Annotated in this window: 9 protein-coding genes; 4 read left to right on the top strand and 5 right to left on the bottom strand. The window is 68.6% G+C overall.

The window, feature by feature from the left end:
* Window positions 1–27 precede the first annotated feature (27 nt).
* The 3 genes from OG300_RS31375 to OG300_RS31365 all read right to left on the bottom strand — a co-directional run bounded on the left by OG300_RS31375 (window position 28) and on the right by OG300_RS31365 (window position 4530).
* A complete protein-coding gene (locus OG300_RS31375) occupies window positions 28–2694 on the bottom strand; it encodes an acyltransferase domain-containing protein (RefSeq protein WP_405487197.1) in 2667 nt (888 codons plus the stop codon).
* A 549-nt stretch (window positions 2695–3243) separates the two neighbouring features.
* Window positions 3244–3414 carry a type II toxin-antitoxin system VapB family antitoxin gene (locus tag OG300_RS31370; protein ID WP_405487195.1) on the bottom strand — a complete coding sequence of 57 codons (171 nt, stop codon included), beginning with the start codon at window positions 3412–3414 and terminating at the stop codon, window positions 3244–3246.
* Between the two features lie 141 nt (window positions 3415–3555).
* Window positions 3556–4530 carry an NAD(P)H-dependent flavin oxidoreductase gene (locus OG300_RS31365; RefSeq protein ID WP_405487193.1) on the bottom strand — a complete coding sequence of 325 codons (975 nt, stop codon included), beginning with the start codon at window positions 4528–4530 and terminating at the stop codon, window positions 3556–3558.
* Window positions 4531–4814: 284 nt separating this feature from the next.
* Here OG300_RS31365 and fadD5 point away from each other — a divergent pair, with 284 nt between their 5' ends.
* Window positions 4815–6380 (top strand): fatty-acid--CoA ligase FadD5, encoded by a 1566-nt coding sequence (gene fadD5 / locus OG300_RS31360; protein WP_405487191.1) that lies wholly within the window; start codon window positions 4815–4817, stop codon window positions 6378–6380.
* On the opposite strand, the gene OG300_RS31355 is transcribed toward fadD5, so the two are convergent.
* Window positions 6377–8857, bottom strand: coding sequence for a YbhN family protein (locus OG300_RS31355; RefSeq protein ID WP_405487189.1), 2481 nt, complete (start codon window positions 8855–8857; stop codon window positions 6377–6379). The genes fadD5 and OG300_RS31355 overlap by 4 nt on opposite strands.
* A gap of 292 nt (window positions 8858–9149) precedes the next feature.
* Here OG300_RS31355 and OG300_RS31350 point away from each other — a divergent pair, with 292 nt between their 5' ends.
* Complete coding sequence (locus OG300_RS31350) at window positions 9150–9776, top strand: GDSL-type esterase/lipase family protein (protein ID WP_405487187.1); 627 nt, start codon at window positions 9150–9152, stop codon at window positions 9774–9776.
* Here OG300_RS31350 and OG300_RS31345 read toward each other — a convergent pair.
* Entirely contained in the window at window positions 9722–11275 is a 1554-nt protein-coding gene (locus OG300_RS31345) for a threonine/serine exporter ThrE family protein (RefSeq protein WP_405487185.1), read from the bottom strand. The two genes, OG300_RS31350 and OG300_RS31345, sit on opposite strands and share 55 nt — an antisense overlap.
* Window positions 11276–11462: 187 nt before the next feature.
* Here OG300_RS31345 and OG300_RS31340 point away from each other — a divergent pair, with 187 nt between their 5' ends.
* Together OG300_RS31340 and OG300_RS31335 are read left to right on the top strand one after the other, a co-directional pair.
* Window positions 11463–12398 (top strand): LysR family transcriptional regulator, encoded by a 936-nt coding sequence (locus tag OG300_RS31340; RefSeq protein WP_405487183.1) that lies wholly within the window; start codon window positions 11463–11465, stop codon window positions 12396–12398.
* A gap of 22 nt (window positions 12399–12420) precedes the next feature.
* Window positions 12421–13323, top strand: coding sequence for a LysR substrate-binding domain-containing protein (locus OG300_RS31335; protein WP_405487181.1), 903 nt, complete (start codon window positions 12421–12423; stop codon window positions 13321–13323).
* Window positions 13324–13327 lie beyond the last annotated feature (4 nt).

The raw sequence follows: 13327 nt of genomic DNA, 5'->3' as shown, positions 1-13327 counted from the left end.
CCCGGCGCGCCGCCCTCCGACACGCGGTCAGGCGGCGGGCCCGACATCCCACTCGACGCAGATGACCCGCCGATCCGGCTGGGCCGCGGCCAGTTCCCGCATCGCGCTGTCGGCGGCCGGGCCGGGTGTGAACAGCACCGTGAAATCGGTCGGATCAGCGGTCGTGAGTTCGAGCAGTTCCGGGGCCGTGGCGAAGGGCGGTTCGTCCGCGGTGTCGACGATTCCGCGAATGGCGGAGCCGCACTCGCGGATGTCCTCCAGTGCCACAGCCAGATCGGCGGGGTCGGAGCAGTCGCAGCGGATCAGGACGATCCGGTCCTCCAGACCGCTCAGCGAGAGGGGCAGTGGGCGGGGTGTGCGGGTCAGCACCACCACATCTGTTGCTCCACCGTCGAGGAGCCACCGCACTGCGGCCTCGCCCGCCGCACCGAGCCCACCGGTGACGACGTAGGCTCCATCCGCCCGGATATCGACCGCAGGAAAGGCCGCCGTCCCCTCGACCGCTCTGCTGGTGGGCCACTGTGAGTATTCCGCGCGCCACCCGTCGCCTCCGGGGGTCCCTCGCCGCCACTGTCGTTGCGGGGGTGCGGCTCGATATGGGCCGAGCGCTGTCCAATCCACCGCTCGCCCTTCGCGATACAGGCGGGCGACTGCTCGTAGGAAACTTCCCGCTTCGTCCGTGCCGGTCAATGCCGAATGCGCGCCGTCGCGCAACTGGACCTGCTTGCGCACGGCGGCGGTCAGCACAGCTCCCGGGCCGAGTTCGAGGACGGTGGAAATGCCTTCGGCGGCAGCCGTTTCCAGCGCCGAGGCCAGCTCGATCGGGTTCGAGGCATTCGCGGCCCAGTACCGGCCATCCATCGCCACTTCGCCGGCGGAAAGCTCGTCCGCTGATCGGATCGCGACCCCTCGCGCGCTCGTCGAATAGATCGTGCACCACGGCGGACGCGGCTCGATATCGGTCAGATCCGCGGCCAGTTGCCTTGCGGTGGACTGCATTACCGGGTGGTGGGCGGCTCCCGATACGCCCGGCAGGCGCTGCGCGGAGATCGCCCGCCGATGAGCCCGCCGAACCAGCACGTCGATGTAGCGTGGTTCCCCGGCCACGGTGATCGTCGTCGGGCCATCCACCGAGACGATGTCGACCTCTGCCCGCATCGGCTCCACCAGCCGCCGGACCTCCGTCGGCGTCGCCTCGAACACCGCCACGGCACCGGCGCTCATCGCGCGTCCGGCGACCCGTCCCCGTGCCACCACGACACGCGCCGCGTCTGCCACGGTCAACGCCCCACCGGCCACGGCGGCGGCGAGCTCGCCGATCCCGTGCCCCGTCATCGCGTCGGCGCGAATCCCCCACGACTCCAACAGTTCTGCCAGCGCCACCTGAAACACGAACAGCGCGGCCTGTGTGAAGGCCTCGGCCGAGTCGTTGTCCGGTTCGCCCGCATCCGAAGCGCTTCCCGCCGTGCGCCCGGCGACCGGATTGTCTTCCAGTGCACGAACGACGCTCGAGTCGTTTCCGGTCAACTCGCTCGAATCGGCCGCAGCGGTGATTTCGGCGTCATCCGTGCTGGGATCGGGGGCATGACCGGGCGGTGCGGTCGTGACGACTCGGCTCCGGATCCCGACAGCGGCGTGGGTCGGATCGAATCCATGGCGGGGAGTCCACACTCGCGGCCCGCCCGCGGCGACGACCGCGTCGGTGGCGGCGGTGAGGGTGGCGGCGAAGACCGGGTAGCGGGCGGCGAGGGCCCGTCCCATGCGGGGGTGAGTTCCGGTGCCGGAGAACAGGAACAGCAGGCCTCCGGGTCTGCGGGCGGGGTGTGGTTCGAAGACTTCGTGAATCTCGGTGGCCGCGATGGGTGGGGTGGCGAGCATGGTGGGGGTGCGCAGGTGCGGCGGGGTGACGGCGGCCAGGCGGCGGGCCAGCAGGCGCAGTTGGGCGGTGGCGTCGGGGAGGTCGCGGGCCAGCACGGCGGCGCGGGTGCGTTCGGGGATCAGGCGGGCGGTGGCGGCGGCGAAATCGCGAAGGGAGGCATAGGATCCGGCGGCCACCGCCCACCGCAGGGCCAGGTCGTGCACGGCGGCGGCGTCGCGGCCGGAGACCGGGATGAGGATGGGTGGTTCGTCACCGCGCCCGGGGCCGCGGGTGCCGTCGCGGGCGGTGTCGTCGAGGGAGATGTGGGCGTTCGCGCCGACCGCGTCCGGGAATCCGATTCCGGGACCGCCGATTTCGGCATGCCGCCGGGTGCGGGTGCGCTCGGCGTCGCGGGTGCGTTGCAGCACCAGCACCGTGCAGACACCGGCGGCCGGGGGACCGGTCGGTAGTGCCGGAAGCCGGAGATCCGAAATATCCGGCAGCAGAGCGAGATCCACGCCACCCGCGAGCACGAACGGCACGGACTCGTCGGCCAGCAGGCGCACCCCCATGTCGACCGCGACCAGCGGTGAGGCGCGCTGACTGTCCACGGTCAGGCTGGGCCCGCGTAGGTCGAGTGCCCGGGAGAGCTGATGCGCGGTATTGGTTCCGCCGATCGCCCCGAAGACCACCGCGGCGTTGGATCCCATTGCCAGACAACCCAGTCCGGAATCGTCGAGGGCCTCCACGGCCACTTCCAGATTGGCCCGCTGCCGGGGCGTCAGCCCCGCGGCCTCGAGTCGGTCCAATCCGAACCACTCGTGGTCGAACTCCATACCGGTCGCCCGGCATCCGACACCGACGATCGACACCCGGGGAAAAGGGGTCGAGTCGGTGGCTCTCGTACTGTGCCGCACAGGAATCCCCTCCCGTGTCCGCGCCGTCGACCGCGAGGTCCCCCGAAGATTCTGCCAAGATTTCGGCCCGCCCAGAAGACCTTTGCGCGGCCGTCTTCACAGCCGCGGTCTTGCGGAGCGAACGCCCGGTATGTAATACGGGGCCGATGCGGTCGCAACACCAGGCGGGCCGCCTGCCGACCGGGACGGCGCAGGGCTCCACGAGGTGATGTCCTACGCCCAGTACGGAACCGGTTTCCGGCGTACGAATTCGCCCGCGTCGGCGAAATTGCGCGCGGGCGCCGTCGAATTCGAATGCACGGCGAATAGCGCGGTGCGCGCCGCCGGATTATGCCCGATATTGCGCAGCGGATAGACGGGTGACGCTGAATTGAAACAGTCCACCCGCCTTGACGATTCGCGCGGCTACGCCCGACTCGGCGGCCGCACGCGCCCTACCGGCCCTCCCCGTCGGCCTTGGGAGCCCGGCTAGGCCGTGGCGGCTCCGGCGTGAAACGGGTGCTCATAGTCTTCGGCGGCCGCATGGGTGCTGAAGAATCGCAATGCTAGGTTCACCGCGTCCTGTTCGGTTTCCACTCCCGAGATTGCCATCGTCCGGCGCAACGCGTCGTCATCGAGATAGATACGAGTGATTGCCATTCGGCACCTCCGCGGCATCCGTGTGTACTGAAAAGCATGACGGATGAAGCCGGGGAGGATACCTGAAACGGCAAGAGCCCCCGGAGTAATTCCGAGGACTCCTGTCGTAATTGTCTGGGACGTGCGGACTTTCGCCCGAAATCAGCCGAGCATGCCCGCCAGGCGCGAGGAGATCAGCGCCTCGGCCTCGGTCACCATCCGCGACACCAGTTCACCGCAGGTGGGGATGTCGTCGATGAGACCCTGCACCTGACCGGCCGACCAGATGCCCGCGTCCAGGTCGCCCTCTTCGAAGACGCGACGGCCGCGCGCACCGGCGACCAGATCGCGCACGTCCTCGAACTTGCCGCCGGACTTCTCGATCTCGACGACCTTGCGGCTGATCTCGTTGTCCGCAACCCGCGCCGTGTTGTGCATGGTCCGGAAGATGAGCTGGGTGGCGCGCTCGGAGTTGGCGACGATCTGCTCCTTGACCGTCTGGTGGATCGCCGACTCCTGGGTGCACATGAAGCGGGTGCCCATGTTCACGCCGTCCGCGCCCAGCGCCAGCGCCGCCACCAGGCCGCGCGCGTCGGCGATGCCGCCGGAGGCGATGACCGGGATGTCGAGCGCCTTGGTGGCGGCCGGAATCAGGATCAGGCCGGGGACGTCGTCCTCACCCGGGTGCCCGGCGCATTCGAAGCCGTCGATGGAGACGCCATCGACGCCGATCTTCTGCGCCTTGAGCGCGTGCCGGACGCTGGTGCACTTGTGCAGCACCTTGATCCCGGCCGCCTTGTAGTACGGCAGGAACGGCTCGGGGTTGGATCCGGCGGTCTCTACGATCTTCACGCCGGAGTCGATGATCGCCTGCATGTACTCCTGGTACGGCGGCGGGTTGATCGACGGCAGGATGGTGACGTTCACGCCGAAGGGCTTGTCGGTCAGCTCACGCGCGCGCTCGATCTCGCGCAGCAGATCCTCGGGGGTGGGCTGGGTGAGCGCGGTGATGATGCCGAGGCCGCCCGCCTCGGACACGGCGGCGGCGAGTTCGGCGCGGCCGACCCACATCATGCCGCCCTGAACGATCGGGTGCTCGACTCCGAAGGTCTCGGTGAACCTGGTCTTCAGTGCCATTGGCGCTGTCCTCTCCCTGCCTCTCGCGACTGCCCCGATACTCGCATAGTTGCATATGGGCCATCAACCCTGATGTGAGCCCGAGTTTGCATGGATACTGCCCATCGTGGCCCGGACCTGTGGATAACTCGCCTGGTCGAGCCTGCTGCGCGAGATCGTTTTACCGGTCCTGAGCTGCTCAATGAATCGATGATAAAAATTGGGCAGAACCTTCTCTGTAACCCTTGTCACGCCAAAAAGTTAGTTGGTATTCTCGCGGCGACCAGCGTGAGAGGACACACAGTATGACCTTCCAGCCGCTCGACGAGCCGATCCGGTCGCGACGCAATCACTGGGTCAACCAGATCGCGACCCACGCGGTGATGCGGCCCGATCACGTCGCCTTCAAATTCCTGGGCGTGGACACCACGTGGCAGCAGCTGCACGAGCGCTCGGAGCGGTTCGCCGACGCGCTCGCCCGTCGCGGGGTCGGGTTCGGCGACCGCGTGCTGATCCTCGCCCTGAACTACACCGAGTACATCGAGGCGGTCATCGGCATCAATGCCCTGGGCGCGATCGCGGTGCCGGTGAACTTCCGTCTCACCCCGCCCGAGGTGGCCTACATCGTGGCCGACTCGGGCGCGAAGGCCATCGTCACCGACTCGGTGCTGAAGCCGCTCGCGGTGGGCGTGGCGGGGCAGGCCCCACAGCTCGAGACCGTGATCGTGATCAACGGGCAGAGCGCCGACGGCGTCCTCGGCTACGACGAGGTGCTGGCCGAGGCCGGGGAACCCCATGCGCCGCTGGACATTCCGGAAGACACCCCCTGCCTGATCATGTACACCTCGGGCACCACCGGCACGCCCAAGGGCGCGGTGCTCACCTTCGCGAACATGAACGCGCAGGGCCTGACCTGTATCCGGGCCACCGAGGTCACCGCCGACACCATCGGCTTCTGCACCTCGCCGCTGTTCCACATCGCCGGATTGGGCAGTCTCACACCGTTCTTCATCCTCGGCAGCAAGACCGTCCTGCACCCGCTGGGCGCGTTCGACGCCACCGGGTTCCTGGACGCCGTCGAGGCCGAGCAGGCCACCTCCGCCTTCTGTGTCCCCGCGCAGTGGCAGCTCATCTGTGAGGAGCCGACCGTCAAGCAGCGCAAACTGGCGCTGCGCGTACTGAGTTGGGGCGCGGCCCCGGCCTCGGACTCGGTGCTGCGCGCCATGGCCGACTGCTTCCCGGACGCCGTCAATGTCGCGGTCTTCGGCCAGACCGAGATGTCACCCATCACCTGCGTGCTGGAGGGCAAGGACGCGCTGCGCAAGATCGGCTCGGTCGGCCTGCCCATCCCCACCATCCAGGCTCGCGTCGTCGACGACGAGATGAACGATGTCGCCCCCGGCGAGATCGGCGAGATCGTCTATCGCGGACCGACTCTCATGCAGGGCTACTGGAACAAGCCGGAAGCCACCGCCGAGGCCTTCCACGGCGGCTGGTTCCACTCCGGCGACCTGGTCCGTCAGGACGACGAGGGCTTCATCTACGTGGTGGACCGCAAGAAGGACATGATCATCTCCGGCGGTGAGAACATCTACTGCGCCGAGGTGGAGAACGTGCTGTTCGCGCACCCCAAGATCCACGAGGCCGCGGTCATCGGCCGCGCGCACGAGAAGTGGGGCGAGGTGCCGGTCGCGGTGGTGGCGCTGGTCGAGGGCGTCGACGACCTCACCCTCGAGGAGCTGACTCCGTTCCTCAACGAGTCACTGGCCCGCTACAAGCACCCCAAGCACCTGGTGATCGTGCCGGAGCTGCCGCGCAATGCCAGCGGCAAGGTCGTGAAAGTCGAACTGCGCAAAGAATATTCGGCCTAGATCATGTCCCTGCGGGTGAGCCAGCGCATGATCGGCCACCCGCAGAACACCGGCAGCCAGCAGGTCAGCACCCGGTAGAGCAGCACGGCGGGCACCGCGATCGAGGCCGACACCCCGAACGCGGCCAGCCCACCGATGAGCGCCGCCTCGACCGCGCCCACCCCACCCGGTGTCGGCGCGGCCGAGGCCAGCGTGCCGCCGATCATGGTGACGATGGTGACGGTCACGAAAGTCGTACTGCCGCCGAAGGCTTCGATGCTGGCCCACAGCGCCAGCGCCATGCCCAGCGTGGTGGTGGCGCAACCACCGATGATCATGGCGAGCCGGGTCGGCCGCCGCGCCAGATCCTTCAACTGCCCCAGCACCTCGGTCAGCTGCGGGCGCACCTCGTTGAGCAGCCACTTGCGCACCTTGGGGATGAACATGGTCGCACCCAGCAGCCCCAGCAGCGCACCCGCCACCAGGTACAGCACCGTCGCGTTCGGCACGAAATGCGAAAGGTTGGTGGAGGTTCCGGCGAGCGCCCCGAAGATCAGCAGCAGGATCAGGTGGGTGACCACCTGCACGGTCTGCTGCAACGCGACCGCCGCGGTGGCCCGCACCGCGCCCAGTCCGCCCTTCTGCAGGAACCGCACGCTCAACGCCAGACCGCCCACACCGGCCGGGGTGGTGGTCGCGGCGAAGGTATTGGCGACCTGCATGAGCAGCAGGTTGCGGAACTTCACGGCCTCGGAGGCGCACGCCCACAACGCCATTGCCGCACCGACATAGGTCAGCGCCGACACGGTGAAGCCCAGCAGCGCCCAGCCCCAGTTCAGATTGCGCAGCTCCGAGGCGAAGGTCGGCACGGCGCTGATGTACGGATAGGCCACGTAGACCAGGCCGATCAGCAGTACCAGCTGGATGATCTGGTTGCGTGAGAACCGGGTGATCTGCGCGGCCTCGATCTTGTCCTGGCCGGTCTGCTCGGCCACCTCGGCGCGCACGGTCTTCATCAGCTCGCCGGAGTCCGGCACCGCCTTGCGCACGTGATCGGGGATGGCGGTCTTGGTCAATCGGCCGGAGCCGCACAGCACCGCGTCCTTGTCGAGCACGTCGAGTGCCGTGCGCACCGCGGTCTCGGGCCCGAACAGCGCGGCCGAGGACAGCAGCAGCTGTGCCACGTCGGAGTCGAAACGGGTTTTGTAGGCACCGAATTCGGATTGCACGAACCCGCCGAACAGCGCGGTGTCGTCCGCGGCGATGCGGATCTCCTCCGCGCGCAGATCGCCGTGCGAGATCTGCGCCTGATGCATCGCCTGCAGGGCCCGCCAGACATTGGTGAGCGTCGCCTCGCTGTCGGTGGACGCGAGCGGGCGGCCCTGAGGGACCGTGTGCGCGTACAGCATCCAGCCGCGATCGAGTGCCGCGACGGTGAGCGGTTTGTTGCTGGCCAGGCCGAGATCCGCGATGGCGAAACCCATCAGCGCGCGGTGTTCGACGGCCCGGCGCAGCGAGGCGAACCAGGCCGGATACTCACCGCTGCGCAGCGTCAGGCGGCGGCGCAGCTGTTGCAGCGCACCGCGACTGCGCTGGTTCGCGCCGTAGAGCTCGATCATCAATTCGTTGTCGGGAGAACCGAACAGCGTGGTCGCGGTGGGTTTCACGACGGAAACGGCTGTCGCGTCCGGGATCTCGCCGTAGGTCGCGTTGGGGGATTCGCTGAGTTCGGCGCGTGGCGTGGTGCTCACCGACAGCGTCAGCGGCCCGCGCGCGGCCGGGCGCAGCACCTTGAACGCCGTCACCCGGAAACCGCGCTGCGCGAGCACCCGCACCGCCGCCTCCAACGGCACCTCCAGCGCGGGCGTGCCGACCACCAGCACGATCACCGCGCCCACCAGCCAGCCCACCACCAGTCCCAGCGCGGCCCGCGCCGGGACCACCAGCGACACGAACAGGTGAATCGGCACGAAGACCAGCAGCAGCGTCCACCACCAGCGGCGCGCCCGCGCGGGCAGCCACGGACTGGCCACCGTGAGCACCGCCGCCAGCATGGCGATCCAGCGCGGATCGTCGAGGAACTGCGACAGGAAGGTGTTGACCTGACCGGGTTCCGACAGATGCCAGCGTGGTGCGGAGAAGCCGGTGCCGGTGATCGAGAACAGGCCCAGCGCGATCAGTCCGGCGGAGATGAAGCCCACCAGCAGTTTCCACTGCCGCCGCAGCACCAGCCGCACCAGGATGGCGAAGGGCAGCGCGAGAATTGCGATGCCGTAGACGATGTAGACCAGGTTGGACTGCTCGGGTGTCAGGAATCCCACGATGCCCGAGACCGACCGTTCCAGGCTTTCCCACTGCGGCCGGGTGATCAGCGATCCGGCGATGACGATCGCCACCGAGAGTGCGGACAGCACAACGCGCAGAATGTCGGTGGTCCGGCGGATCCGCGGCTGCAGCAGGCTGCCGGAGACGGGAATTTCCCGCCCGTCGACTCGCATGTCCTATTCGCGCTTTCGGATCGTGGGAACGGCTGCGGTCCCATGGTCGGCTCGTGTGAGTATGCGGCAGGCGACGGGGTCACCGACCACCCAACACGCGGTAACCGTAACCCGTCGGGGACCGAAGGTGTGATGTGCCCGGCCATGGCGAGCTGGTCGCGCGAGTCTCGATGGCCGGAAATCGCCGGTGCGTGGCCGCACGGTACGGCGGCGCGCCCGGGCCCGCCATCGGTTTTTCCGGCTTAATCGGTGCATTGCGCGACTTCCGAACGGGCGTGCGACGATCTGGCCCGTGGTGCTCGATCTACGTGTGTGTTTTGTCGGTGAGTCCTTCGTCGCGGGCGTCGGTGACCAGAAGGGCCTGGGCTGGGCCGGGCGGCTGGCCGCACGCGCGATCGCGGCGGGCATTCCCCTCACCCATTACAACCTGGGCATCCGCCGCGAGAACTCCAGTGAGCTACGAAGACGCTGGGAATCGGAGTGCGCGCCCCGGCTGCCGGAGGGCACCGACCGCCGGGTGGTGATCTCCACCGGCGTCAACGACACCCAGTACGAGAACGGCCGGGCCCGAGTCGATTCCGCGGCCTCGACGCGCAATCTGACCGAAATCCTGCGGCGCGCGCGGGAACGCGGCTGGCACACCCTGGTGGTCGCCCCGCCGCCGAACGTGGACGACGAACACAATGCCCGCCTGCTCGACCTCGACGCCCGCTACGCCGAGCACTGCGAGCACGCCGGGGTGCCGTACCTACGGGCCCATCAGCCGTTGCGCGAGAACGAGATCTGGATGCGCGATGTCGCGGCCGGGGACGGCTTCCATCCGGGCGCGGCCGGCTACGACCAGTACGCGGCCCTGCTGTTTCCTCACTGGCTGCTCTGGCTGGGTGATCCCGGCTCGGAACTGCCTGTGGTGCGCTGAGATTCGTCGTCCGCGGCGGGTGGCGACGGTTCGCGCGGCGGTTCCACGAGATTGGCGGCCGCGTGCTTGCCGGTGTCGGGTCCCAGCCAGCCCTCGACCATGTCCTCGAGTCGCGGTTTGCGCGTCGAGGCGGCCAGGCCCGAGCCGACCAGCACGCCCAGGGCGATGGCCAGCACCGTGAGCACCGCGTTGACCAGGATGTGCATCCCATTGGGGTCGTTCTTGGTGACCAGCTCCGAGACGCCGCTGAGCGACATGCCGCCGGGCACCAGCATCCAGAACGCGGGCAGGAACACCACCTGCGTCGGCGGGGCATTCCGATTGCGCTGCACCAGATACGCGACCGGCACCGCGACCATGCCGCCCAGGAACGAGCCGAGCAGGCTGCCACCCAGTTGAATGCCGAGCTTCTGCCCGCAGAACGCCGCGTAGAGCACGATCAGCAGCCAGATCAGCGAATTCTTCGGTGCGCTGGCACGCCAGCTGTAGCCCAGCCCGATCAGCAGCACCCCGAGCAGCGGTGTCCACCAACCCAATCCGTGTCCCGCGTGCGGGGAGATCGGCGGGATGGTGCCGAGTAGTTGCAGCCCGACCAGCACGCCGAAGGCCAGCAGGATCAGCTGATTGAGGCCGTAGATGGTGCGGCTGGCCCCGGCGATCATCGACCCGGTGGCCAATTCGATCGAACCGTTGGTGAGGGTCGCGCCGGGCAGCAGCGCCGCCACCGAGGGCACCAGCAGCTGTGAGGGATTGCCGCCGCCGAGCGCGTTGGGGAAGCCGAAGGACAGCAGCGTGACCACGGTGCCCGCCACCACCGGCAGCGCGGTCGACAGCAGCCGGAAGCGGACCGCGGCCATGATCAGCAGCTGCATGGTCAGGCCGAGCACGATGTAGCCGAGCAGGGCGGTGGAGGTCGGGTTGAGCATCAGGCCCAGTCCGACGGTCAGCACCACATTTCCCAGCAGCAGCCGCCACACCGGGGTCGGCTGCGGGGAGCGCAGGATCTTCTCCAGCCGGTCGGTGGCCTCGGCGGGCGGCGGCAGTTCGGTGCGGATCTCGTCGAGCAGCCGGTAGAGGGCGGCGATCTGGTCCAGCCGCAGAGTGCCCGGGTCGGCTTCGAGCAGGTCCACCGCGGAGCCGCGCGAATCCTGTACGCGCACGAACACTCCGGTGGGCAGCACGAAGAAGTGCACGTCGTCGGCGTCGTAGCGATGGGCCAGCTCATCGAGGAGTTCCTGGACGCGGCCGGTGGTCTCGCCGGAGGCGATCAGCGCGACGCCGAAGTGCCGCAACAGGTCCAGCAGGTCCGCCGAGATGGGCGGTTCCTCCGGCGGTGCGGGGTGCGGGTTCGCGGGGGCGACGCTGACTCGGCGCAGCCAGCGATCCATGGATCCGGCGGCGCGGCGGGTGGCCCCGTAGAGCGTGCCGCCCAGGGTGCGTCGTGCCTGGGTGGTGCGCTGGTGCCGGGGTGGATGCTGGTGGGACTCACCGCTGCTCATCGCGCCTTCTCGGGTTACCGCCGGTTAGCGGCAGGGTCGGGAAGCCTTGACTGGCAAACATTTCGCAACACACTGCACAGTAGCTCGGACTAGCACGGGCGTGCCGGACCTGCGGCGAATGTCGCAGGGCGACCGGAATTCGGGCCAAGCTATGCCGATAGGGGGCGGCCTCCATAACCTGGTGGACATGGATATCGATACGCGGCTGCTGCGCTACTTCCTGGCAGTCGCGGATGCGGAGAACCTGCCGCGGGCCGCGCAGCGACTACACGTCGCGCAACCCGCGCTGGCCACCCAGATCAAACAGCTGGAACAGCAACTGGGAGTGGAGCTCTTCATCCGCTCACGCGCCGGCTGGACGCTGACCGCGGCCGGGAAGGTGATGTCCGAACAGATCCCCGAACTGCTGGCGTCCTGGGATCGCATCCTGCGCGACACCAAGAGCGATGCCAGCCGGGCCTCCCGGATGCTGCGGCTGGGCTGCGTCAACAGTGCCGCCGACGGGCACATTCCGGAGATCATCCAGGTCTTCCACCGGCTGCACCCGGACTGGCAGGTCGACATTCACCAGGGGGGCTGGACCGAACCGACCGCGGGACTCGACGAGGGCGATGTCGATGTCGCGCTGCTGCGGCTGCCGTTCCCGGGGCAGGAGCAGTACCACGTGCGGGAGTTGTTCGCCGAGCCGCGCTGGATCGCGCTGCCCGCCGACCATCCGCTGGCCGGGCGCGACGATATCGCCTTCCGGGAGCTGTGGGATGAGCCGTATGTCGCCTCGCCCGCGGAAACCGGCTGGTGGCGCGACTATTGGATGGGTCTGGATTCCCGGCCCGCCGATACCGCCATCATCGGGGCCATGGCCCGCAGCACCGACGAGTGGCTGCGCGCCATCGCCAATGGCTTCGGGGTGAGCTTCACCCCGGCTTCGAACGCCCGCAATGCCTATCCGGGCGTGGTGTTCCGCCCGGTGCACGGGATCGGGCCGACGCGGGTGGCGCTGGTGTGGCCGGACGCCTCCGAGGCGGATCCCGTTGTCCGCTACTTCGTTCGCTGCTGCACCGACATCATGGGCGGGCATCACAGTGAACTCTTCGGTGGCCAGGACGGTCGTCGTACCTCCTGATCCGGGTTTCTAACCTGGTGGCATGGACATCGATACCCGGCTGCTGCGCTATTTCGTCGCGGTCGCCGAGGAGGGTCATCTGACCCGGGCCGCGCAGCGGCTGTACGTGTCTCAGCCCGCGCTCACCAAGCAGATCAAACTGCTCGAACAGCAGGTCGGGCTGGAACTGTTCGTTCGTTCGCGCACCGGTATGCGGCTCACCGAGCCCGGCCGGATCTTCGCCGAGCACGCGCCGCTGCTGCTGTCGGGCTGGGATCGGATGCTGCGGGAGACCAAGAGCGGGGCCAGTCGCGCGGCCCGGGTGCTGCGGGTCGGGTTCATCGCCAGTGCCGCAAACGAATTCACGCCGGAGATCGTGGCGGCGTTCCGGGCGCTGCGGCCGGAGTGGCAGGTGGACATGCGGCAGTCCGGGTGGACCGATCCGAGTGCCGGACTCGATGACGGCGACGTGGACGTAGCCTTGGTCCGGCTGCCGTTCCCCGCCGACGACGCGTACCGCAGCACCGACCTGTTCACCGAGCCGCGTTGGCTCGCGCTGCCCGCCGACCACCGGCTGGCCGCGCGCTCCGAGATCGATTTCGAGGAGCTGTGGAACGAACCGTTCGTGGCCTCCCCGCCGGAAAACGGCTGGTGGCGCGACTTCTGGATCGGTGCGGACGCCCGCCCCGCCGACACCGTCGTGGTCGGGGCCGTTGCCCGCAATACCGACGAATGGCTGACCGCGATCGGCAACGGGTTCGGCGTCAGCTTCACGCCCGCCGCGTCGGCGCGCTACTACCCGCGCCCCGGCGTGATCTATCGCCCGGTGCGCGGCATCGGCCCCAGCCGGGTGGCGGTGGCCCGACCGGCCGCCGCCGATTCGAATCCCCTGGTGCAGGACTTCATTCGCTGCTGCGTCCAGGTCTGCGCCGCCGGTCGTCCATGATTGG

Source organism: Nocardia sp. NBC_00511 (assembly GCF_045161165.1).
Lineage (GTDB): Bacteria > Actinomycetota > Actinomycetes > Mycobacteriales > Mycobacteriaceae > Nocardia.
Note: the sequence above shows the minus strand (reverse complement) of the source record. Positions and strands in the feature narration are given on the sequence as shown.

Bases quoted from the DNA above. Each gene is read 5' to 3' on its own strand.
- OG300_RS31345 (WP_405487185.1), bottom strand. From the start codon at position 11,275: ATGAGCAGCGGTGAGTCCCACCAGCATCCACCCCGGCACCAGCGCACC.
- OG300_RS31340 (WP_405487183.1), top strand. From the start codon at position 11,463: ATGGATATCGATACGCGGCTGCTGCGCTACTTCCTGGCAGTCGCGGAT.
- OG300_RS31335 (WP_405487181.1), top strand. From the start codon at position 12,421: ATGGACATCGATACCCGGCTGCTGCGCTATTTCGTCGCGGTCGCCGAG.
- fadD5 (WP_405487191.1), top strand. From the start codon at position 4,815: ATGACCTTCCAGCCGCTCGACGAGCCGATCCGGTCGCGACGCAATCAC.
- OG300_RS31365 (WP_405487193.1), bottom strand. From the start codon at position 4,530: ATGGCACTGAAGACCAGGTTCACCGAGACCTTCGGAGTCGAGCACCCG.
- OG300_RS31375 (WP_405487197.1), bottom strand. From the start codon at position 2,694: ATGGAGTTCGACCACGAGTGGTTCGGATTGGACCGACTCGAGGCCGCG.
- OG300_RS31370 (WP_405487195.1), bottom strand. From the start codon at position 3,414: ATGGCAATCACTCGTATCTATCTCGATGACGACGCGTTGCGCCGGACG.
- OG300_RS31355 (WP_405487189.1), bottom strand. From the start codon at position 8,857: ATGCGAGTCGACGGGCGGGAAATTCCCGTCTCCGGCAGCCTGCTGCAG.